Below are 19,754 nucleotides of genomic sequence, written 5' to 3' on the forward strand. Positions count from 1 at the left end.
GGACCGGCGGGGTACCGGTAGTCCTCGTCGAGTTCGCCGATCGAGACCGTGAACGAACCCGACGCACCGCCGTGGTCGTGCGGTTCGGTGCCTTGTCCGGGCGCCCACGACAGCAGCCACAGTTCCACGCCCATCGTCAGCGCGAGCCGGGTCCACCAGCGCCGCTCGGTGTCGAACCGCACGATATCCAGCAGCGGTGTCGCCAGTTCGCTCGCCACCACCGCGGTGAGCTCGTGCAGTTCGGCCGGTGTCCACAGCGTGCGCTCGGCCACCACGGCGTCGCGGAGTAGCGGCACGTCGACGCCCGGATGAATATCTTTCGCGTGCTCGAGTCGCACAGGCACGGACGTCGTCACCACTACCCCTTCCACACCGCGGTCACGCGAATTCTTCGCCGCCACACGCGGTTTGCCACCATCCAGACTCACGGTGAGCGAAACTCGGGATGCCGTTCGATCTTCTCGACGGGCCGCCGCACGGGATGAACCACGGCCGGACGGACAGGTGGATGAGACACCGTGTCCGACAGCCTGCGTCCCGAGAATCGATTCCTGTTTATCCGCGAGCGGCCCGGCTTCGAATCATTAGGTGTTACGCCGGTGGCGGAGGTGTCGTCGCGACGGCGTGACGTCAGCTGCTGTCTCGCCGAATCACCGCGGTGGTCCGGCCACGGATGAGGTGCTCGGATGACCAGTGCTGCCGGAATCGATGAGATGGGACCGATCGACTATCTCGTCATCGAGTTCCCCGCGGGCCGCCCGCCGGACGGTTCGGCATTGCCGGTACTGCGTGATCTGGTCGGCCGGGGCATCATCCGCGTGCTGAATCTGGCGTTTCTCCGCAAGGAGGGCGACGGGTCGCTGACCGGCATCGATATCGCCGATATCGGACTCGAGTGCGAAACGAGCGTGGCCTTGTTCGCGGAGGAGACGACGGGTGTACTCGACGACGGCGATCTGCGGGAGGCGGGCGCCGCATTGCATCCCGGGCGTTCGGCCGCCGTGCTGATCTACGAAAACACCTGGGCGGCACCGCTGTCGGTGGCTCTGCGACGCAACGGCGCCGAAACCGTCGCGGCGGGCCGCATTCCGGTCGAGGCGATACTGACGACCTTGGACACTCTCGACGACAAGAACTGACACCGGCGATTCAGCTGCCGAGAACGTGGACGCGCACCTCGTCCGTCCATTGCACGTACTCGACCCGCGTCCCGTCGGGGTGGCGGGCGTAGACGACCTCGCCGGTGGCGGAGGTGACCGGCTCGCCGAGGATCGAGCCGCCGATCTCGTCGAGGAACTCCGCAAGCCCGCCCAGATCGTCCACGATCACCGGGCCGACGGTGCCGCGATATCCGTCGATCGCCGCGTCCGGCCCCGCGACGACGAGAAAGCTTCCGACAGCGGCGATTTCGGCTTCCTCGAAATGAAAGCGCAGGTCGGCCGGCGCGCCGACGAGTCGTTCGTAGATCGGCAGGGCCGCATCCATATCCGCGACGAACAGCCGGGCATAGGTCTCGAGAATCCGCACCCCTCGCACGCTACGGTCGATCCCTACGCTGGGTAAGTACGCACTTGCAGGTGAGAGGGACGCGGTGACGGAGCAGGAGCAGGCGGCGGCGGTCGCACGCCGAATCTTCGCGACCCTGTCCACCAAGTGGGCGCTGGCCGTCCTGGAGGCGATCGGTGACCATGAGCGCCGGTTCGCCGAACTACACCGCGCCGTCGAGGGCATCAGCTACAAGATGCTGACCCAGACGCTGCGCACTCTCGAAGCCGACGGCATCGTCGTACGCTACGACCACCACACCGCGAATCCGCGCGTCGACTATTCCCTGACCCCGGCCGGGCGCGACCTGCTCGCCACGGTCCACCAGCTGTGCACCTGGTCGCGCACGCATCTGCGCGAGTTGCTCGCCGAAAGCCATGCAGCCCAGCAGGATCGGCATGATCACACGGGTGCGCCCGATGGCGGTGGTGCCGGGCCGAAATATCGGTCCGGCAGCGGCTGTTGTGCAGGGTTGTGAGCAATGGCGAGGTGAAGATCCGGTTCGGGGTGGGGACGGGTTCGGCCGCCGATCCGGATGATCTGGCGGCGCTGGTGGATCGGCTCGAGGCGGCGCGGGTCGATTCGCTGTGGTTCTCCGAACTGGTCTTCGCGCCGGCCGTCGATCCCACGGTGGGGATGGCGTTCGCGCTGGCCCGCACGAGCCGTCTGAAGGTCGGTACCTCGGTCGCGATTCTGCCCGGGCGCCATCCCGTACTCGTCGCCAAGCAGTTGGCGTCCCTGGCCGCCCTGGCTCCGAAGCGGGTGCTGCCGGTGTTCGGATTACAGCCCGCGGGGCCCGGGGAGAAGGAACTGTTCCCGGTGCCGGGGCCGCGCGGCGCCGTCTTCGACGAATCGCTGCGCCTGCTGCGGGCGGTGTTGCGTGCCGACGATGTCGATTTCGACGGCGACTACTTCACCGTTCGCGCGGCGACGGTCGGACGGCGACCTGCCCGCCCGCTCGACATCTGGCTCGGTGGTCGCGCACCGGGCGCCTTCCGCCGCATCGGCCGATACGGTGACGGCTGGCTGGGCAGCTTCGTGACCCCGGCCGAGGCCTCGGCCGGAGTCACGGCGATCAATGCGGCGGCGGCCGCGGCGGGCCGGGAGATCGAAGCCGACCACTTCGGCATCACACTGCTGCTCGCGGAGAACGGCATCCCGGCCGAACTGGCGGCCCGGACCCGCGCGCAGCGACCGGGTGCCGATCCGGGCGATGTGATCGCCGGAAGCTGGGCGGATCTGCACCGGCTCGTGGACGGGTATCTCGCGGCCGGATTGAGCAAATTCGTGGTGGTGCCGGCCGACGGCACGATATCGGCGCGATTCGTGGACCGGTTCGTCACCGAACTGCTGCCGCGTCAGAACTGAGGACGCGCCACCGGCGCCGGCCGAAACCGTGCGCCGAGGGTGTCACGGCACGTCGATGACGAGCTTGCCGGCGTTGTGCCCCTCGTCCAGCTGCTCGTGGATCGCGACGATGTCGTCGAGTGGCATGGTCTTCGCGATGCGCGGGTGGACGAGGCCGCGCTCGAACAGCGGCGTCATCTCGGTGAGCCGACGACGTTCACGGCTGAGGAAGATGCCGTAGAGCGTCTGGTTGCGCTGGTAGAGGTCGTCGAGCCGGCCCTCCGGACCCAGAATGGTGGCGATGCGTCCGCCGTCGCGGGTGGCGGCGCAACTGCGGCCGACATTCTCACCGCCCACGGTGTCGAGTACCGCGTCGACGCCGGCGCCGTCGGTGTGCGCGCGGGCGACCTCGACGAAGTCCTCGCTCTTGTAGTCGATCGGGGTCGCGCCGAGATCCCGCAGCAGCCCCTGATGGTCGGCTCCCGCGGTGGCCAGCACGGTGGCGCCGGCCGCGCGGGCGAACTGCACCGCGAACGTGCCGACACCGCCGGATCCGCCGTGTACCAGCACCGTCTGTCCCGGGCGCACGGCGAGCCGGCGCACGATCGCCTCCCACGCTGTGCCGCCCGCCAGCGGAATCGCGGCGGCCTCCGCGAACGACAGGGTGGTGGGTTTGGGCGCCACGATCGTGGCGGCCGCCACGTGGTACTGCGCATAGGCGCCGCCGCCCGAGGCCAGTTCCGACGTGTAGTACACGGCATCGCCGACCGCCACGTCGGTGACACCGTCGCCGACCTGTTCCACCTCGCCGGCGACATCGCTGCCGATCACGGCGGGCAGTGGCAAGTTCGGATTCGCCAGTCCGCGGCGGATGATTCCGTCCACCGGATTCGCGCTCGACGCCCGGACCCGCACCAGCACCTCCCCCGGTCCCGGACGTGGCGTGTCGACGTCCTGAACGGCCAGCGCGTCCGGACCTCCGAATTCCCGCAGCACCGCTGCACGCATGCGCATCTCCTCCTTCGAACGGTCAGCCCGCGACACCGGCGGATGCGGTCCTGCGGGGCAGGGAGCGGATCAGTTTGCGATTGGCGAAGCCGAACATGCCGAGTTCGGACAGTTCGCGGCCGAAACCGGACTGTTTCACGCCGCCGAAGGGCAGATCGGCCTGCGAGGAGGTCGGATGGTTGATCCACACCATGCCGCTGTCGATCTGCTCGGCCACCGCTCGCGCGCGGTCCGGGTCACTGCTGTACACGGTGGCGCCGAGACCGAACTTCGAGGTGTTCGCCAGCTCGATCGCCCCGCGTTCGTCGCCGACGCGGTACACCACCGCGACCGGGCCGAACAGTTCCTCGGAGTAGGCGCGCATATCGGGAGTGACATCGGTCAGCACCGTCGCGTCGACGAAGGCGTCGCGCCGCCCCGGCGCGGGTACCTCCGGCCGGCCGCCGCCGGTGACCACGGTGGCGCCCTTCTCCCGCGCATCCTCGACCTGTTCCAGCAGGTCGTCGGCGGCCTTCGTCGAGGACAGCGGGCCGAGTGTGATTTCCGGATCCGACGGATCGCCGGGGCGCAATGCGCCGAACCGCTCGGCCAGACCGGCCACGAAGCGGTCGTACAATTCGTCCGGAACGATGAAACGCTTTGCGGCGACACAACTTTGACCGGTATTCGCCATTCGTCCGGTGGTCGCCGCATCGATCGTGTCGTCCAGATCGTCGGCATCGAGCACGATGAACGGGTCGCTGCCGCCGAGTTCGAGCACACATTTCTTGACGTGGCGCCCGGCGATCTCGGCCACCGACGCACCGGCGGCGTCGCTGCCGGTGAGGGATACCCCCTGCACGGCGGGGTGGGCGAGCACGTGCTCGACATCGGAGATCCGCAGGAAGACGTTGGTGTAGACCCCTTCGGGTGCGCCGGCGTCGGTGAAAATCTTCTGCAGTTCGATCGCGGTGAGGGCGCAGATCTTCGCGTGTTTGAGCAGAATCGTGTTGCCCAGCACCAGATTCGGCGCCGCGAACCGCACCACCTGATAGAGCGGGAAGTTCCACGGCTCGATACCGAGCAGCACTCCCAGCGGTGCGTTGACGATCCGGGCTTCGCCCTCGTCCACCGGCAGCGTGGTTGGCTGCAGGATTCGCGGTCCGTTCTCGCCGTAGTACTGCAGGATGCTCGCCGCGAGGTCGACCTCGAACTCGCTCTCGGAAATGCGTTTGCCCATCTCGCGGGTGATCAGCCGGGCGAGGTCGTCCTTGCGTTCGCGCATCAGATCGGCCGCCGCGGACACCACTCGAGCGCGCTGCTCGATCGGTGCCGCGCGCCACGACCGGTAGGCGTCGTCCGCGCGTTCGAGCAGGGCATCGAGTTGCTCGGTCGCCAGATAGGGCAGTTCGGCGAGGGTTTCGCCGGTATAGGCGTCGATCGTCTCGAACGGTTCGGCGTCGGGACCCGAGGCGCTCATCGGCTGGACATTGGTCGATGTCATCGGTCACCACTCCTCGTACGACGGAATCCGACCCGGTCGGTGCCGGTCGGTCTCGAGGGGTGGCTACCCGCCCACGGCGCACGAAACATCCGCGGGGTATCGGCGGCCCACCGGCCGGGGTGGGCCGCCGATTCCTCAGGAGACCTTGACGTTGGCCTCGGTCTTGAACTCCTCGCCCGCGATGATCTGCGAGACGAAGCCGTCCGGGCCCACCGGGCGGTCGCCGACCACGGTCACCCGGTGCAAGGTCCGGGTCACGTCGAGGTGGCCGAGATCCTGCGGGCCGAGGTGGGCGGTCGCGCGGTTGTCCCAGACGGCGACGCTGTTGGCGTCCCAGCGGAACCGGACCGTGTACCGGGGGCTGCTGAGGTGGCCGAAGAACAGCTCGAGGATCTTGGCACTCTCGACGGGAGAGAGCCCGGAGATGTGGTCGGTGAAGCCGGGGTTGACGAACAGTGCCCGTTCACCCGTCTCGGGATGCACGCGCACCACCGGATGTTCCGAGATCAGCAGATTGTCGTTGATCCGGCGCGCGTAGGCCTCGTTGTCGTCGAATTTGCGGCCCGCCGAGAACCGGTGCACCGCGGTGAGCCCGTCCGCGAACGCGCGCAGCGGCTCGGACAGACCCTCGTATGCCGCAACGAGATTCGTCCAGGTGGTGTCGCCGCCGAATTCCGGAACCACCTCCGAGCGGAGGATGGAGATGGCGGGCGGGTTCACCGAGGCCGTCACATCGGTGTGCCAGCCGCTGTAGTAGCTGTACTGGCGTTCCTGGGCGTCCGGCCGCGCCGAGCCGTAGCGCCGCTCGTAGACCTGAGGGTCGATGGTCAGGATCTGCGGGGCGTCGCTGGGCGGCGCGTCCTCGTGCGGGTGCGCGTGGGTGAGTTCGCCGAAGCGGCGGCCGAACTCGATCTGCTCGGCGTGGCCGAGGTGCTGGTTGCGGAAGAACAGCACCTTGTACTTCAGCAGTTTGCGGCGCAGCCGCGCGACGGTCTCGTCGTCGAGGGGCTTGCTCAGGTCCAGTCCGCCGATTTCCGCACCGATATGGCCGGCCACCCGATGCACGGTGAAAGTGCCGTCATTACTTTCGGTCGTTTCGTTCTTTTCGACAGCCAGTGTCATGTCACTACACTCCATCGCATTCGAATGCACCGGGCCGAGAGTCGCCATTGGTGCGGGAGATACCGTGGGACGCAATGCTTTCCGATCCCACGACGGTTTCGATGATAATTTCGGAACCGCTTCCGCCGCACTTGTTGCCGTCGCTGTGATTTCAAATATCCGCGTTATTTATTTTTCCCGGCAAAGAAATTCCGGGCGGTTCTACAATGGCATCCCGGCGCGCCGCTCGGCCGATTTGCCCGAGTTCGGATCACGCTGATGCGGAACGGTGCCGAACGTCGCCGGGTCTCGTAGGGTCGGCCGGAGACGTATGGGGACCAGACGGGACCGAGGCCTATGAGACCGGCGAGAGGGTGGCCGACGGCCGCGGGCGCGGTACTTCGCGCGATCTTGGCATTGGGTGGCGCATCGCGTTCGGTGGTCGCCGCCCACGCGGGGCTGTCCCCGGCGACGGTGACGAGTCAGACCCGCGCGCTGATCGAGGCGGGTCTGCTGCGCGAATCGCCCCCGGTGGACCGCTCGCAGCGGGTGGGCCGGCCGCATTCACCGCTGGAGCTCGATCGCCGGAACGCGGTGGCGGCCATTCATTTCGCGGCCACCCAGACCCGGGTGGCGGTGGTCGACATCGCCGGCACGATCGTCGCCGGTGCGCTCGTTCCGCATCGCACGCTCGAGGGAGCGGATCTGGTCGCCGACGCGGCCGCCGCACTCGCCGCCCTGCGCCGCGACCTTCCGGACGACACCCGCTTGTCCGGAGTCGGGGTCGCCACCGGCGGCTGGGTCGATCCGGAAGCCGGCGTGGTGCTCTCGCACCCGCTGCTGCGCCTCGAGGACACGCTCGTCCGGGACGTGCTGGTGCAGCTCACCGGCCTGCCGGTGGAACTCGACAGCCACGCCCGCGCGATGGTGCACGCGGAACAACTGTTCGGCGCACTGGATTTCGACGCCTCGGCCGCCGTGCTGTTCGTCGGCAATGTCATCGATGCGGCCTTCGCTGTCGACGGGCGCGTCCACTACGGCCCCGGGTCCTCGGCCGGCTCGCTGGCCACGCTCGTGCCGTCCGACCTCGGTCCGGGTGGCCCGGGCCCGCTCGACACCTATTCCGATCGTTCGCTCGAACGGCGCGCGGCCGGTTCGGGGATCATGGCGCAGCCCACGATTCCGGCGCTCATCGCCGCCGCCGAAACCGATCCGCGGGCCCATGCCCTGTTCGAGGACCGGGCGCGCGGACTCGCCGTGGTGGCCGCCGCGCTGCTCGACGTGCTGAATCCGGAGACGCTGATCATCACCGACCGGGCCTTCACCGGACTGCCGGCGGTGCGCGCCACCTACTTCGACGCGATCGCCGCGCGAGCGCAGGTGCGTTCCGCCCGGCACCGCATCATCGGCACCTCGTTCCCCAACCGCTCGCTGGAGACCGCCGCCGCGGCGGTGCTGCTGCATCGCCTCTACGCCGATCCGCTCGCCGTCGCAGCGGAGGGCTTCGGCGCCCACCGGAAGGAGGAACCGGCGGCGCGCTTCGAGTCACCGCAGTTCGAGTCTCGGTAATTTTAAGTAGACCGAATATTGTGGGCCGCAACATAATTCGCGACGATCGATAGATGAGAAAGCTCATCGAAGCGCGACCGTCTACGCGTAGGATGCGCCTCACCCGCAGGGTCGGCGCGGCGTCGTTCGTGGTGCTGGTCGCCGCCTGTGCCTCGTCGGCCTGCGCGGCCTCCGGAGGGTCGGCCGACTTCAGCAAACCGCTACCGACCAGCGTGCCGGCGGGTACCTCGCTGAAGATCTCGGCGACCGATATGAAGGTCGCTCTGACCAGCAGCGGCCAGATCGACAAACTGCCCTTCACCGTGCCCGACTGGCCGAACGTCTCCGCCGGCCCGGATGTGATCCAGGCCTTCAAGGGCGGGGCGGTGGAGTTGGCGAGCAATGCCGGAATCCCGTCCATCCAGGCCCACGCACAGGGCCTCGACACCCGCATCGTCGCCGTGCTGTGGCGCAGTACCCCCAACTACGGCCTGGCCACCGCCCCGGGCAGCACTATCCACAACCTGCAGGACCTGCGCGGTAAGAAGATCGCCTTCTCGCCCGGCCAAGCGCAGGGCGGTGTGGTGCTGCGGACCTTGCAGCAGGCCGGGCTCACCACCTCCGACGTCACGCTCGTGCAGCTCAACAGCCCGCAATTCCTCACCGCGCTGCAGGGCAAACAGGTCGATGTGGCGCCGCTGGCCGAGCCGTCGCTGACGAAATACCTCGCACAATACAAATCCGAGGGCGCCGGCACGGTGCCGTCCGACGCGGTCGACGCGTTGAGCATTCTCTGGGCGCCGACCTCGGTGCTGGCCGACGACGCGAAACTCGCGGCCGTCACGGAATTCGTCAAATTCTGGGCGCGGGCGAAGGTCTGGGAATGGGAGAACCAGGACCGGTGGATCGCCGACTACTACGTCAAGAATCAGGGCGTGAGCGAGGCCGACGGCCGCCGCATCATGGCCACGACCGAACGGCCGTATTTCCCCGACAACTGGGACAAGTCGATCGACTGGGAACAGCAGACGATCGACTTGATCACCTCCTCGGGTGCGTTCGGGAAATCCTTCGACGCCCATCAGTTGTTCGATCGGCGATTCGAGAAGATCGCCGCCGACGCGGTGGCTCCGCAATATCGCACCAAGGCACAGGGGTGACCCGATGACCGTCGTCTCCGCACATCTTCCCGCTCTCGGCGCGCGTCCCGCCGTCGCCGCGGGTTTCACCGCCCGGCCCGCGCGCCGCCGCCTCGGCCTGCGCCGGCAGATCCCGTTCGCACGGCTACTCGGCGTGGTGCTGCTCCTCGCCGCCTGGTCGGCGGGGGCCTACCTGGGACTCCTCGATCCGCGGAAATTGTCCGCACCGTGGACGGTGGTGACGACCGGGTGGGACCTGCTCACCGAGGGGCAACTGCTCACCACCATCGCGGTGTCCATGCAGCGGGTGGCCACCGGGGTCTTTTTGGGAATCCTGATCGGCACCGCCCTCGCGCTGATCGCCGGCCTGTCCCGGGTCGGAGATTCGCTGGTAGACGGCGTGGTTCAGCTCAAACGCTCGATTCCCACGCTGGGCCTGGTTCCCCTGATGATTCTCTGGCTCGGTATCGGCAACGAATTCAAGATCGTGCTGATCATGCTCGCCGCCGCGGTGACGCTCTACGTGCCCACGCATTCCGCGCTGACCGGAATCGATCGGCGGCTCGTCGAATTGTCGGAGATCCAGGGCGTTTCCCGCTTCGACTTCATCCGGCAGGTGGTGATTCCCGGATCGCTGCCGGGCTTCTTCCTCGGGTTGCGGCTCGCGGTGAATACGTCGTGGCTGGTGCTGGTGGTGGTCGAGTCGGTCAACGCGACCGACGGCCTGGGAAAGATGATGCAGGACGCCCAGAACTACGGCCAGGCCGACGTCATCCTCGTCGCGCTCGCCGTCTACGGAATTTTCGGCCTGGCATGCGATTCCGGCATCCGGATCCTGGAGCGAAAGGTGCTGTCGTGGCGGCAAACTCTGGCGGACTGACCCCCGACCCCGGTGCGGGTGTGCAACTGGACGGGCTGACCCGCAGATTCGGTGGCCGAGCCGTGCTCGACAACCTCGATCTGACCATTCCCGAGGGCCAGTTCGTGGCGCTGCTCGGCAAGAGCGGATCCGGCAAATCCACGCTGCTGCGGGCGCTGGCCGGCATCGACCACGGTGTGGCGGGCGAGGGCCTGTTGCGGGTGCCGGAGCGGACGTCCATGGTGTTCCAGGACTCCCGGCTGCTGCCCTGGAAACGGGTACTGCCCAACGTTCTCTACGGTCAGCCCCGTTCCCGCCGGGCCGCGGCCTCCGCGTTGCTCGGCGAGGTCGGCTTGGCCGGTCGCGAAAAGGCATGGCCCGGAGAGCTTTCCGGCGGCGAGCAACAGCGCGCCGCGCTGGCCCGAGCCCTGGTGGGAGAGCCGGAACTGCTGCTCGCCGACGAACCCTTCGGCGCTCTGGACGCGCTGACCCGGATCCGCATGCACGCCCTGTTGCGCCGCCTCGTCGCGGCCCATCGCCCCACCGTGCTGCTGGTGACCCACGACGTCGACGAGGCGATCACGCTCGCGCAGCGGGTGCTGATTCTCGACCGCGGCCGCATCGACATCGACATCCCCATCGACATCGACGGCCCGCGCGACCCGGCGCAACCACAGTTCCAGCAGATCCGCCGCTCGCTGCTGAGCGCGCTGGGCGCCGATCCGATCGCGGCCTGAACGCCGAACCTTCACTACCGGAAAGAATTTCGTCTCCCTATGAGCAGAACCCTGCACTTGAACGCATTCCTGATGTCGACCGGTCACCACGAGGCGTCGTGGCGGCTGCCGGAATCGAACCCGTTGGCGCATGTGGATATCGAGCACTACATCCGCCTGGCGCAAACCGCCGAACGGGGCCTGTTCGACTCGATCTTCTTCGCCGATTCGCCGGTGCTGCAAGGGGATCCGGGCCGCCGACCGGTCGGCAAGCTGGAGCCGACGATTCTGCTGACCGCGATCGCGCTGCGCACCAGCCGCATCGGCCTCATCGCCACCGCGTCCACCAGCTACAACGATCCCTACAATCTGGCGCGGCGCTTCGCCTCCGTGGACTGGGTGTCCGGTGGCCGGGTGGGCTGGAATATCGTCACCACCGCGGGTGCCGACGCGGCCCGCAACTTCGGCCTCGACGACGTACCCGATCACCGGCTGCGCTACGAGAAGGCCGCCGAATTCGTCGATGTGGCGACCAAACTCTGGGACAGCTGGGACGACGACGCCTTCATCGGCGACAAGGAACTCGGCATCCACTCCGACCCGGACAAGGTGCGCGAGATCAACCATATCGGCGAGTTCTTCCGGGTGGCGGGGCCGCTCAATGTGCCGCGGTCGCCGCAGGGGTATCCCGTTCTGGTGCAGGCGGGTTCGTCCGAGGACGGGAAGGGGTTCGCCGCCCGCTACGCCGAGGCGGTCTTCACCGCACAGCAGACCCTCGAGGACGGCAAGCAGTTCTATGCCGATCTGAAGGAGCGCGCGCGCCGGCTCGGACGTGACCCCGGCACCGTCAAGATCCTGCCGGGCATCGTCCCGGTGATCGGCGACACCGAAGCGCACGCGCGGGAACTCGACGACGAGCTGACCCGCCTCATCCAGCCGGAATACCAGCGCCGCACGCTCGCCGAGCGGTTCAAGCTGCCGGTGGAGGCGCTGGATCTGGACAGCGAACTGCCCGCGGATCTCCCGACCGAGGACGAGATCCAGGGCGCGAAGAGCCGGTTCACGCTGATCGTCAACCTCGCTCGCCGCGAACGACTCACGGTGCGCCAGCTGATCGCCCGCCTCGGCGGAGGTCGCGGGCATCGGACCTTCGCGGGCACCGCGGAACAGGTCGCCGACACCATCCAGGAATGGTTCACCGACGGCGCCGCCGACGGATTCAATGTGATGCCCGCCGCCCTGCCGTCCGGGCTGGAGAGGTTCGTGGACGAGGTGGTGCCGATCCTGCAGGAGCGTGGCCTGTTCCGGACCGAATACGAGGCGACCACCTTGCGCGGGCACTACGGATTGGCGCGTCCGGAGAACCGGTTCAGCGTGGCGGCCGACGCGGCGATCGCCCGGTGAGCCGGACGGATTCGGCTGCCGATCAGGGGTGGGTGCGATATCTGCTGTATCGATGTCTGTCGCATCCGCGTGCCGTCGCGGGTGCGTCCGTCGGCGCCCTCGGTAGCGCCGCGCTGACCGCGGCACTCCCTCTGGTGGTGCGCCACGTCGTCGATACGCTGGGCGATTCCCGGGTACCGCTGGCCGCCGCCGTCACCGTCCTGATCGTCATCGGTGTGCTCCGGTTCGGGCTGTCGATGCTGCGCAGGGTGTGCTCGTCGACGCTGTCGCTGGGCGTCCAGTTCGATCTGCGGTCGGATCTGTTCGCCGCGCTGGTGCGGATGCCCGGCCGCGAACAGATGGCCGTGTCCACCGGACAGGTGGTGAGCCGCGCGATCAGCGACATCACGCTGATTCAGATGTTCCTGCAGCTGATTCCGATCGTCACCGGCAATGCGGCGCTGCTGGTGGCGGCGCTGGTGCTGATGGCGACGATGTCGTTGCCGCTCGCGGGTATCGCGCTGGTGCTGCTGCCGGCTCTGTGGTTCGTGACCCGGCGCTCGCAGCGAGAACTGTTTCCCGCCAACTGGGATGCGCAGGCCCAGGCGGCGGAGGTGGCGATGCGGGTGGAGTCCGCGGTCGCCGGTGTCCGCGTGGTCAAGGGGTTCGGGCAGGAGCGCCGGGAGACCGGTGAGCTGGAGCGGCGTGCCCGTGACCTGTTCCGGTCACGGCTGCGCGTCGTGCGGATCACCAGCCGGTTCACCCCCGCGATGGCGGCCCTGCCCGCCTTGGGTCAGGTGTTCATCCTGGTGGTGGGCGGTCTGCTCGCCCTGCACCAGAGCATCAGCCTGGGTACGTTTCTGGCGTTCATGACGTATCTCGGATCCTTCGTGAGTCCGGTACGGCAGTTCTCGACACTGCTGACGGTGAGCCAGCAGGGGAAGGCGTCGCTGGATCGGGTGCGCGAGGTCATCGATGCCGGGTCGGGCCGGGAGCCGGCCGCGGTTCCATCGCCCGCCACGGCCGTCGCACCGCCGCGGATCGACCTGTCCGGCGTGAGCGTGCGAATCGGCGACACCGCGGTTCTCGACCACCTCGATCTGACCATCCCCGCCGGGTCGACGGTCGCGTTGGCGGGCGGCGCCGGATCCGGGAAATCGACTCTGACCGCACTGCTGCCGCGGCTGATCGATCCGGATGCCGGGGTGGTGCGTCTCGACGGCGTGGATGTGCGCGAGGTGCCGGATCTCCGCGGCCGGGTCGCCATCGTCTTCGAGGACACACACCTGATGGCCGACACCATCCGGGCGAATGTGGCCTACGGCCGTCCGGAGGCCACCGACGATCAGGTCTGGCACGCCCTGTACCTGGCCGCGGCCGACGACTTCGTCCGGCGGCTGCCCGAACAGCTCGATACCCCGATCGGCGAACGAGGACAACGTCTTTCGGGCGGCCAGCGGCAACGACTCGCGCTGGCGCGTGCGCTGATCACCGACGCCCCCGTGCTGGTGCTCGACGATGCGACGTCCGCGATCGACGCGAAGGTCGAGCAGACCATCTTCGAACGCATTGCCGCCGAGGTGCAGCGCCGCACGACAGTCGTTGTCGCACATCGCGTGTCGACACTCGCCCTGGCCGATCGGGTGGTGATCCTGGACGACGGCCGGGTCGCGGAATCGGGCACCCTTGCCGAGCTCCAGGAGTCCGGAGCGCTGTTCGCGACGCTGTTCACGCCACCGGACGTCGCGGAAATCGGTGCGGCACTGCGCAGTACGACCGACGGTGTGCCGACCGAGATCCTGTGGGCCGAACCCGCCGAATATGGCGACGAGAGCCGCACCCTGGAGCAGATGGCGCGGGCGTTCTCGCACCATGCGGCCGGGGCGGGCGGCTTCGCGCGTGGCGGCGGCATGATGACCTCGGCACCGCCCAGCGGTGATGTGCAGGCCCTCATCGACGCGCTGCCGCCGGTAACCGGTGAACCCGCGGTACCCGAAACATTCACTCGCACCGCCGATCCCGAATTCGGGCTGCGCCGGCTGCTGCGGCCGTTCGCCGGTCCGCTGCTGGCCGGCCTGGGCCTGGTCGCACTGGACGCGATCGCGCAGATTCTGATCCCGGTCCTGGTGCGTTACGGCATCGACCGAGGCGTTCTGGTCGGCGCGCGGGACGTCCTGCTCGGGGCGGCGGCGCTCGCGGCCGCGGTGGTACTCGCCGACTGGGCGATCAGCGTCGCGCAGGTACGGGTGACCGGGCGAGCCGGGGAACGGTTGCTCTTCGGCCTGCGGGTGAAGACGTTCGCCCAGCTGCAACGGCTGGGCCTGCAGTACTACGAACGTGAACTCGGCGGCCGCATCATGACCCGCATGACCACCGACGTCGACGGTCTGTCCAGCTTCCTGCAGACCGGCCTGTCGACCGCGCTGACCTCCTCGCTGACGATCGGCGGTGTGGTGATCGCCCTCCTGGTGATCGACGCCCGGCTGGCCGTGGTGGTGCTGGCGCTGATGCCGATCCTCCTCGCGGCCACGGTGTGGTTCCGGCGGCTGTCGGTGCCCGCCTACAACACGGCGCGGGACAAAGTCAGCGCGGTCAACGCCTATCTGCAGGAGAACGTCGACAACATCAAGGTCACACAGGCCTACCGCCGGGAAGCGCGCAACCAGGCCAGGTTCGACCGGCTGTCGTGGGAGTACCGCGACGCGCGGCTGCGCAGCCAGACCCTGATGGCCGTGTTCTTCCCGTTCATCGAATTCCTGTCGGTGGTCGCGACGGCCGCCGTCCTCGCCGTGGGCGTGCATCAGGTGCGCGGCGCGGCGCTGAGCGCCGGGACGCTCATCGCGTTCCTGCTCTACATCGATCTGCTGTTCGCCCCGATTCAGCAGCTCTCGCAGGTGTTCGACAGTTATCAGCAGGCGGTGGTGGGTGTCGATCGGCTCGGCCGGTTGTTCGCGGTCGAGGTGGCCACCCCGCAGGCGGCGCGGCCGCGGGCGGTGCACCGCGTCGACGGTGCGATCGAGATCCGGGATGTGAGTTTCCGGTACCGGCCCGAGGACGCCGCCGTCCTGCACGACGTGACGTTGCGTATCGAACCCGGGCAGCGGGTCGCGCTGGTGGGCGAGACCGGTGCCGGTAAGTCCACGCTGGTCAAGCTGCTGGCCCGCTACTACGACCCGAGCGATGGGCGAATCCTGGTGGACGGCACCGATATTCGCGAGTTCCGGCTCGAGGACTACCGGAAACGGCTCGGCGTGGTGCCGCAGGAGCCGTACCTGTTCGGCGATACCGTGCGCGACGCCATCGCCTACGGGAAGCCGGACGCCGATCCGGCGGAGATCGAATGGGCGGCCCGGGCGGTCGGAGCCCACGAGATGATCGCCGGACTCGACCACGGCTACCACCACCCGATCGGCCCGCAGGGCAGGTCGCTGTCTTCCGGGCAGCGGCAACTGCTCGCCCTCGCCCGAGCTCAACTCGTCGAACCCGACATCCTCATCCTCGACGAGGCCACCGCCTCCCTCGACCTCGCCACCGAGGCCCGGGTTCGCGCGGCCATCGACGTGCTCACCGCGGGCCGCACCACGATAGTGGTGGCACATCGGCTGGCGACCGCGGTGGACTCCGACATCGTCGCGGTGATGGTGGGCGGCCGGTTGGCCGAGGTCGGCCCGCACGCGGAACTACTGCGAGCGGACGGAACCTACGCGGCGCTGTGGCGGGCGTATGTGGGGGCGTCGCGAAGCGAGGACGACCGCGAATCGGCGCGGTTGTAGGGGCGGCGCGTCGATCCGCGCGGCCCGCGCCCCCTCAACGCACGCTGACCGTCCGGGAATGCCGGCCCGTCGCGCCGTCCGGCATCGGTGGACGGCGCTGAGCGGGCTGGGTGGTTCCGGTGGTGTCGGTGGCGCGGACGCGCAGGGTGTGGGTGCCCGGGGTGGCCTGCCACCGGTAGGTCCATTGCCGCCAGGTGTCGGGGGAGTATTCGGTGGTCAGGTCGGCGGCGTGCCAGGGGCCGTCGTCGACCTGCACCTGCACGGACGCGATACCGCGATGCTGGGCCCAGGCGACCCCGGCGACCACGACCGGGCCGGCGGGCAGGCTCGCGAAGGCGGCGGGGACGTCGATGCGCGATGCGGTCTTGATCGGCGCCTGTTCGGCCCACCCCCTCGCCGTCCAATACGCCTGTGCGCGATCGAATCTGGTCACTTCGAGGTCGACCACCCATTTGGTGGCGGAGACGTAGCCGTAGAGGCCGGGCACCACGAGCCGCGCGGGGTAGCCGTGTTCGAGGGGAAGCGGCGCGCCGTTCATGCCGACGGCGAGCAGGGCGTCGCGCCCGTCGGTCATCGCCTGGATCGGCGTCCCGGCGGTGAATCCGTCGGCGCTGCGCGACAACACCATATCGGCGTCGGGGTGCACGCCCGCCTCGTGGAACAGATCGGCCAGCCGGTATCCGGTCCACACCGCATTGCCCGCGAGAGTGCCGCCCACTTCGTTGGATACACAGGTGAGGGTGATCATGCGCGCGATCGCGGGCCGCCGACGCAGGTCGTCCATCGTGAATTCGACTGTGCGATCGACCATTCCGTGGATGCGCAGACGCCACTCGGCACTGCTGACCGCCGGAACCTGTAGCGCGGTATCGACCCGATAGAAGTCGGTGCCGGGTGTGACGAATGCGGTAAGCCCCGGCACCGAGCGGGTCATGGCCGGGCTGACGGGTGCGACGTCCGAAACTGGTTTCGGCACAACGAATCGCGACCGGTCCGCAGCCACGTCCCGCAGCCGCTGCGCCACGAATCGTCCGGCCGCCGCGGCGCCGACCGCGATCGCGCCGACGCCAGCCGCCATCGCCAGAAAACGCCGCCGCCCCAGTCGAATGCCATCGGAAGGATCGGCGTGTACCGGTATCCCCGCGCTGCCCAGCAGGAGCCGCAACGCGATCAGCCCCGCCACCACACCGGCCGCGGTCGGAATCGCGTACCACCACTGCGCATCCGGGCGCCGCAGTGCCGCACCGGCGATCGCGATACCCAGTACGGCGAATACCGCGCTGCCGATGCGGCGGCGACGTTCGAGCACACCGCACAGTGCGGAAAGCGCCACCATCGCCGCGCCCATGGCGGCGAACAGCACATCCTTGTCGTGACTGCCGAAGCGCCGGATCGCCTCCTCGCGCAGTTGCCGCGGCGTGTGATCGACGACCGTCGCGCCGGCGGCGAAGAACGGCGAGGAGCGGGGATCCAGGATCGCGCCCACGAGTTCGCCGATTCCCAGCACCGCCGCACCGGCCAGAACCCCGGCGAGCGCGGCGGCGGCGAATCCGAGCGTGCCGCGGTGCGCGGTGGGCCCGCGCGTACCCGTTTCGATCATGATCTCCTCGATTCCCAGGTGGGATGAGGAATTCGTGCCGGGGGTCCGCGCGGACGGCACCGATCGTCAACTCATCGGCATGGTGCCGATCGGCGTCGTCGTCGGAGCCGGGGAGCCACCCGCGGGTTCCACGGTGACGGCCAGCGCGTCGCCGCCGGAGTAGGTCGCGACCATCGGCGCGGATGAACTCGGCATCGAGTCCATCACTCCGGCCGAGCGCGGCGCGCCGGTGGGCGGTACCACCCACAGCTGGTACACATGGCCCTGCGGCGCGGGCGGCACACTGTCGAAAGCGACTGTGGCCGCGCCCATTCCGGTGGACGCGTGGACCATCAGCATGCCGCCGGTGCTCAGCGGCGCGCTCGCGGTGTGCGCATCCGGTTGTCGCATGATCTGCTCCGCCATCGGCGGATTCGCGGTCTGTCCGGCGTGTTGCTGGGCGACGATCCCGCCGCCGACTCCGGCCGCCACCACTACCGCGGCCGCCGCGGCCAGCCACCGTAGCCGAGGCCTCCTGGACGGCCGGGTGAGCGGAACCGCGGCGGACGGATCGGCGGGCCGTGCCCGGTCGAGTGCGGCGAGGATGCGCGCTTCCAGTTCCGGCGCAGGCTCTTTCGCATCGAGGACCGACAACGCGCCCATCGTCTCGCGGACCGCGCGAACCACCACCGTGAAGGCCCGGCTCGTCTCGGGACCGGCGGCGGCGACGCGCTGTTCGATCTCGTCGCGCTCGGAATCGCCGACGGCGTCCAGGGCGTACGGATAGGCCAGGTCGAGCAGTTCGTGTTCGGATGTGTCAGGCATGGGAGGCAACCCCTGAAAGGCAGTTCTGGAGCCGCTTCAGCGCATCCCGGATACGGCTCTTGACGGTGGGGAGTGGCGCGTCGAGATGTTCGGCGACCTCTCGATAGGTGCGTCCGCTGTAGTAGGCCAGGGCGACCGCTTCTCGCTGGGTGGCCGTGAGGGTATCCAGGCAGTGCAGCACCGCCTGCTCCTCCAGGCGCTGACCGACGGTCTCCGCGACGGTGTCGTGGTCGCGGCCCAGATGGGCGTGGCCGAAGACGCGATCACGAACCGTCGCCGATTGCTCGGTGCGCACCCGGTCCACGGCGCGCCGGTGCGTGAGCATCATCAACCAGCCGATGGGGCTGGCCAGTGCGGCGTCGTAGCGTTCGGCGGCCGTCCACGCCTGCAGGTAGACCTCCTGGGTGACCTCCTCGGCGGCGCTGCGGTTGCGCAGGATGCGCAATGCCAGCCCGAACACCCGCGCGCTGGTCGCCCGGTAGAACCGCGTGAACGCGTCCCGGTTGCCGGTGGCGGCGGCCGCGAGCAGAGTCGCGAGCTCACGCTGCGCCTCCGCTCGCTCGCCGCCGCCCGGCGGACACGACGGGGCCTCGTCGGTGTCGGCCAGGCGGATCGAGGTGAACTCCGGATCGCCGGTCATGAGCGCGTTCCTGCATGCATAGGAAGAGTTTCGACATGCCCGGCGTGCCGGATGGGCGCGACCGGCGGAAAAGTTTTCGCAAGCCCGCGACCTGCGTCGACGCCGGCGTGAGAAGCGATCAGGCCGGCGGCATCAGCACGGTGTCGATCATGTACACCGTCGCGTTCGCGGTTTTCACCCCACCACAGACCACCGACGCGTCGCCGACCTTGATCTCATCGCCGGAACGGGCCACCTTCACCGTGCCGCCCTCGACCGTCTTGTGCTCACCGGCGATGGCGTCGGGTGCGATCTGCCCCGGCACCACGTGGTAGGTCAGGATCTTGGTAAGGGTGGCGGCGTCGGTCTTCAGGCTCTCGATCGTGGCCGGCGGCAGTTTCGCGAACGCGTCGTCGGTGGGCGCGAAGACGGTGAACTGGCCGCCGTTCACCGTGTCGACCAGGTTGACCTGCGGGTTCAGCTTCCCGGACACGGCCGCGGTGAGTGTGGTCAGCATCGGATTGTGCGAGGCGGCGGTTGCCACCGGATCCTGCGCCATCCCCTCGACCGACCCCGAGCCCGAGGGCACCTGCTCGGCATAGGCCTTGCAGCCGGGGCCGACCAGGCCGGCCATGGCATCGGCGGCCGAACCGCTCGGCGACATCATGGTGCCGGTCATCGCGTTACCGCTCGTCATGGACGGCGACGATCCCGAACCGGAGTTGTCGTCGGAAGAACAGGCCGACACTCCCAGCAGGGCGGCCGACACGAGCGCCGCGGTGACGACAGCGCGCTGCATACTTTTCATCGGTTCATCGCTTTCCTCCGG

Annotated in this window: 19 protein-coding genes; 10 read left to right on the forward strand and 9 right to left on the reverse strand. The window is 68.7% G+C overall.

Annotated elements, in window-relative coordinates; genetic code table 11:
* On the reverse strand, window positions 1–356 hold a 356-nt coding region (locus ON23_RS32825), incomplete at its 3' end, for a cupin domain-containing protein (protein WP_039783338.1).
* A 330-nt stretch (window positions 357–686) separates the two neighbouring features.
* Here ON23_RS32825 and ON23_RS32830 point away from each other — a divergent pair.
* On the forward strand, window positions 687–1,139 hold the full coding sequence (locus tag ON23_RS32830; protein ID WP_039783277.1) for a DUF6325 family protein: 453 nt from the start codon (window positions 687–689) through the stop codon (window positions 1,137–1,139).
* 10 nt (window positions 1,140–1,149) lie between these two features.
* On the opposite strand, the gene ON23_RS32835 is transcribed toward ON23_RS32830, so the two are convergent.
* Complete coding sequence (locus tag ON23_RS32835) at window positions 1,150–1,527, reverse strand: VOC family protein (protein ID WP_039783279.1); 378 nt, start codon at window positions 1,525–1,527, stop codon at window positions 1,150–1,152.
* 64 nt (window positions 1,528–1,591) lie between these two features.
* Between ON23_RS32835 and ON23_RS32840 the strand changes: the two genes are divergently transcribed.
* Entirely contained in the window at window positions 1,592–2,023 is a 432-nt protein-coding gene (locus ON23_RS32840) for a winged helix-turn-helix transcriptional regulator (RefSeq protein WP_063821386.1), read from the forward strand.
* 11 nt (window positions 2,024–2,034) lie between these two features.
* Complete coding sequence (locus ON23_RS32845; RefSeq protein WP_039783342.1) at window positions 2,035–2,913, forward strand: TIGR03854 family LLM class F420-dependent oxidoreductase; 879 nt, start codon at window positions 2,035–2,037, stop codon at window positions 2,911–2,913.
* A gap of 42 nt (window positions 2,914–2,955) precedes the next feature.
* On the opposite strand, the gene ON23_RS32850 is transcribed toward ON23_RS32845, so the two are convergent.
* The 3 genes from ON23_RS32850 to ON23_RS32860 all read right to left on the reverse strand — a co-directional run bounded on the left by ON23_RS32850 (window position 2,956) and on the right by ON23_RS32860 (window position 6,505).
* Window positions 2,956–3,900 (reverse strand): zinc-binding dehydrogenase, encoded by a 945-nt coding sequence (locus tag ON23_RS32850; RefSeq protein ID WP_039783344.1) that lies wholly within the window; start codon window positions 3,898–3,900, stop codon window positions 2,956–2,958.
* 22 nt (window positions 3,901–3,922) lie between these two features.
* Window positions 3,923–5,383 (reverse strand): NAD-dependent succinate-semialdehyde dehydrogenase, encoded by a 1,461-nt coding sequence (locus ON23_RS32855; RefSeq protein ID WP_086007035.1) that lies wholly within the window; start codon window positions 5,381–5,383, stop codon window positions 3,923–3,925.
* Between the two features lie 135 nt (window positions 5,384–5,518).
* Window positions 5,519–6,505, reverse strand: coding sequence for a TauD/TfdA dioxygenase family protein (locus tag ON23_RS32860; protein WP_039783283.1), 987 nt, complete (start codon window positions 6,503–6,505; stop codon window positions 5,519–5,521).
* 64 nt (window positions 6,506–6,569) lie between these two features.
* Between ON23_RS32860 and ON23_RS38295 the strand changes: the two genes are divergently transcribed.
* The 7 genes from ON23_RS38295 to ON23_RS32890 all read left to right on the forward strand — a co-directional run bounded on the left by ON23_RS38295 (window position 6,570) and on the right by ON23_RS32890 (window position 15,902).
* The gene (locus ON23_RS38295; protein WP_157170358.1) at window positions 6,570–6,764 is read left to right on the forward strand and encodes a hypothetical protein; all 195 of its coding nucleotides are present in this window, start codon (window positions 6,570–6,572) and stop codon (window positions 6,762–6,764) included.
* 77 nt (window positions 6,765–6,841) lie between these two features.
* Window positions 6,842–8,053, forward strand: coding sequence for an ROK family transcriptional regulator (locus ON23_RS32865; protein WP_083904393.1), 1,212 nt, complete (start codon window positions 6,842–6,844; stop codon window positions 8,051–8,053).
* A 53-nt stretch (window positions 8,054–8,106) separates the two neighbouring features.
* Window positions 8,107–9,192 carry an ABC transporter substrate-binding protein gene (locus tag ON23_RS32870; RefSeq protein WP_223273272.1) on the forward strand — a complete coding sequence of 362 codons (1,086 nt, stop codon included), beginning with the start codon at window positions 8,107–8,109 and terminating at the stop codon, window positions 9,190–9,192.
* A gap of 4 nt (window positions 9,193–9,196) precedes the next feature.
* A complete protein-coding gene (locus ON23_RS32875; RefSeq protein ID WP_039783287.1) occupies window positions 9,197–10,051 on the forward strand; it encodes an ABC transporter permease in 855 nt (284 codons plus the stop codon).
* Window positions 10,027–10,767, forward strand: coding sequence for an ABC transporter ATP-binding protein (locus tag ON23_RS32880; RefSeq protein WP_039783289.1), 741 nt, complete (start codon window positions 10,027–10,029; stop codon window positions 10,765–10,767). The genes ON23_RS32875 and ON23_RS32880 overlap by 25 nt, the downstream gene beginning before the upstream one ends.
* A gap of 39 nt (window positions 10,768–10,806) precedes the next feature.
* Window positions 10,807–12,150: an LLM class flavin-dependent oxidoreductase gene (locus ON23_RS32885; protein ID WP_039783291.1), complete on the forward strand. Its 1,344-nt coding sequence runs from the start codon at window positions 10,807–10,809 to the stop codon at window positions 12,148–12,150.
* A complete protein-coding gene (locus ON23_RS32890; protein ID WP_039783293.1) occupies window positions 12,147–15,902 on the forward strand; it encodes an ABC transporter ATP-binding protein in 3,756 nt (1,251 codons plus the stop codon). Before ON23_RS32885 ends, ON23_RS32890 begins: the two co-directional genes overlap by 4 nt.
* A 34-nt stretch (window positions 15,903–15,936) precedes the next feature.
* Here the strand turns inward: ON23_RS32890 and ON23_RS32895 are convergent, their stop codons facing one another.
* The 4 genes from ON23_RS32895 to ON23_RS32910 form a co-directional block, all read right to left on the reverse strand.
* Window positions 15,937–17,502, reverse strand: coding sequence for a molybdopterin-dependent oxidoreductase (locus ON23_RS32895; protein WP_083904395.1), 1,566 nt, complete (start codon window positions 17,500–17,502; stop codon window positions 15,937–15,939).
* A gap of 66 nt (window positions 17,503–17,568) precedes the next feature.
* A complete protein-coding gene (locus tag ON23_RS32900) occupies window positions 17,569–18,306 on the reverse strand; it encodes an anti-sigma factor (protein WP_039783295.1) in 738 nt (245 codons plus the stop codon).
* On the reverse strand, window positions 18,299–18,946 hold the full coding sequence (gene sigK / locus ON23_RS32905; RefSeq protein WP_039783297.1) for an ECF RNA polymerase sigma factor SigK: 648 nt from the start codon (window positions 18,944–18,946) through the stop codon (window positions 18,299–18,301). Before sigK ends, ON23_RS32900 begins: the two co-directional genes overlap by 8 nt.
* Before the next feature lie 118 nt (window positions 18,947–19,064).
* Window positions 19,065–19,733, reverse strand: coding sequence for a fasciclin domain-containing protein (locus tag ON23_RS32910; protein WP_039783299.1), 669 nt, complete (start codon window positions 19,731–19,733; stop codon window positions 19,065–19,067).
* Window positions 19,734–19,754 lie beyond the last annotated feature (21 nt).

The sequence above is a fragment of the Nocardia cerradoensis NBRC 101014 genome, assembly GCF_000308535.1.
GTDB classification, from domain to species: Bacteria; Actinomycetota; Actinomycetes; order Mycobacteriales; family Mycobacteriaceae; genus Nocardia; species Nocardia cerradoensis.

Bases quoted from the DNA above. Each gene is read 5' to 3' on its own strand.
- ON23_RS32830 (WP_039783277.1), top strand. From the start codon at position 687: ATGACCAGTGCTGCCGGAATCGATGAGATGGGACCGATCGACTATCTC.
- ON23_RS32850 (WP_039783344.1), bottom strand. From the start codon at position 3,900: ATGCGTGCAGCGGTGCTGCGGGAATTCGGAGGTCCGGACGCGCTGGCC.
- ON23_RS32855 (WP_086007035.1), bottom strand. From the start codon at position 5,383: ATGACATCGACCAATGTCCAGCCGATGAGCGCCTCGGGTCCCGACGCC.
- ON23_RS32860 (WP_039783283.1), bottom strand. From the start codon at position 6,505: ATGACACTGGCTGTCGAAAAGAACGAAACGACCGAAAGTAATGACGGC.
- ON23_RS32865 (WP_083904393.1), top strand. From the start codon at position 6,842: ATGAGACCGGCGAGAGGGTGGCCGACGGCCGCGGGCGCGGTACTTCGC.
- ON23_RS32870 (WP_223273272.1), top strand. From the start codon at position 8,107: ATGAGAAAGCTCATCGAAGCGCGACCGTCTACGCGTAGGATGCGCCTC.
- ON23_RS32875 (WP_039783287.1), top strand. From the start codon at position 9,197: ATGACCGTCGTCTCCGCACATCTTCCCGCTCTCGGCGCGCGTCCCGCC.
- ON23_RS32885 (WP_039783291.1), top strand. From the start codon at position 10,807: ATGAGCAGAACCCTGCACTTGAACGCATTCCTGATGTCGACCGGTCAC.
- ON23_RS32895 (WP_083904395.1), bottom strand. From the start codon at position 17,502: ATGATCGAAACGGGTACGCGCGGGCCCACCGCGCACCGCGGCACGCTC.
- ON23_RS32900 (WP_039783295.1), bottom strand. From the start codon at position 18,306: ATGCCTGACACATCCGAACACGAACTGCTCGACCTGGCCTATCCGTAC.
- sigK (WP_039783297.1), bottom strand. From the start codon at position 18,946: ATGACCGGCGATCCGGAGTTCACCTCGATCCGCCTGGCCGACACCGAC.
- ON23_RS32910 (WP_039783299.1), bottom strand. From the start codon at position 19,733: ATGAAAAGTATGCAGCGCGCTGTCGTCACCGCGGCGCTCGTGTCGGCC.